Genomic DNA, 1,597 nt, shown 5'->3' with positions numbered 1-1,597 from the left:
CGGCCCGCGGGGCGTGGGTGTGCTGCACCCACGCGGACGCAACAGGCACCCCAGGTGTCGCGCCGGTCACTCCTGCTGCTCCGTGGGCCGGACCACGGGGGGAGGGCCCCGCCGCCCACAAACCCAGCACGGTACTTCCCTGGATGATCGCCCGGCACAGCCGTTGGCAGCGAGTGGGGCGGTGGGACGTGGGTCAACCATGCGTGACGAGAAGATCTAACCGTCCCAAGACGTCACAAAGTCTACGCCGACACCGCCTGCCTGACGCATCACGGGTCGGCTCAGGCGAGACGGAAACGCCTACCAAGCCGATGATTCGCATCACGCGCGCTCTGCTTAGAGGTCGTTTTCGCCCGATGTTTCATCCCGGAATCGGCCATTTGGTCTGTGTTGTCGGGTCGCGCCAGGAGATGGTGTTTTCGCCGGTGAGGCGGCGGGCCATGAGGTCGGTCATGGCAATGTGGATCACGGCTTCGGAGCGGGTGGGCAGGGTTTTGTAGTCGCGGGCCAGGCGGCGGTGCAGCATGAGCCAGCCGTAGGTGCGCTCGACCGCCCATCGCTTCGGGACCGGAGTGAAACCCCTGGTCCCAGACTTTCGAGCGGTGATCTCCATGTCGATGCGGAGGGTGGCGGCATGTTCGACGAGGTGCTGGCGGTAGCCGCCGTCGACCCAGACCTTGCGGATGCCGGGATGGTCGGCGGCGACCCGGTCCAGGAGCCGGGCGCCGGCGGCGGAGTCCTGCACGCTTGCCGCGGTGACCAGCACGGCAAGTAAAAGTCCGAGGGTGTCGGTGACGATGTTCCGCTTCCGGCCCACGATCTTCTTCCCAGCGTCGATGCCCTGGCCGGCGGCGGGCACACTGGTGGAGGTCTTGACGCTCTGGGCGTCGATCACGCAGGCCGACGGCTCAGCGTCCCGTCCTTCCTTCTCCCGTAGGAGCTGCCGGAGCAGGCCGTTGAGCTGGGCGAACACACCCTCGTCCGCCCACTTGGCGAAGTAGCCGTAGACGGTGTTCCAGTGCGGGAAGTCGTGCGGGAGGTAGCGCCACTGGACCCCGGTGCGGTCCACGTACAAGATCGCGTCCATGATGTCGCGCAGGTCGTGTTCCGGCGGCCGGCCGAAGTCCAGGGCCCTGCCGCGGCGCTCGAAGCGCCAGGCCGAGAGCACTGGCTCGATCAACTCCCAGCGGGCATCGGACAGATCACTCGGATACGGGCGTCGCGTCGGCATGCTTCCGGCGTACCGCCGCGGACCGAGTGCGCCCAGGCGCACAGCGACACCAACGGAAGCACGCATCCGCGAAGGCCGGGCGTCCTGGGATGAGACAGGCACAAGTCACTTCCCGCCTCACCTGTCACCCCACCTGACCAGCAAGACTCGCTCCACATCTCCAGCAGCACGAGCACCACAACCCGGGGGCCTGAAAGCCGCCGGATACACGGGTAATCCAGGTTAAAACGACCTCTTAGACCGTGTCCTACGTGGTGAGGCGGATCAGTCCCTTGTAGCAGCACAGGGTGGCGGCGAGGCCGAGAAAGGCCAGGTAGTTGCGGGGATCGCGTTCGTAGCGGGGGCTGAGCCGCCGATAGCCGGACA

At 66.8% G+C, this 1,597-nt stretch carries 1 protein-coding gene and 1 pseudogene; both read right to left on the bottom strand.

Features of this window, described 5'->3' with window-relative positions:
* Positions 1 to 361: 361 nt before the first annotated feature.
* Entirely contained in the window at positions 362 to 1,231 is an 870-nt protein-coding gene (locus tag ACIQFU_RS38650; protein ID WP_402558069.1) for an IS5 family transposase, read from the bottom strand.
* 247 nt (positions 1,232 to 1,478) lie between these two features.
* Positions 1,479 to 1,597 (bottom strand): annotated as a pseudogene (locus ACIQFU_RS38645) (IS5/IS1182 family transposase); the annotation flags it as partial.

Source organism: Streptomyces sp. NPDC093065, from assembly GCF_044754585.1.
Classification (GTDB): Bacteria; Actinomycetota; Actinomycetes; order Streptomycetales; family Streptomycetaceae; genus Streptomyces.
Note: the sequence above shows the minus strand (reverse complement) of the source record. Positions and strands in the feature narration are given on the sequence as shown.

Excerpts from the sequence above, each read along its gene's own strand:
- ACIQFU_RS38650 (WP_402558069.1), bottom strand. The coding sequence starts at position 1,231 with ATGCCGACGCGACGCCCGTATCCGAGTGATCTGTCCGATGCCCGCTGG.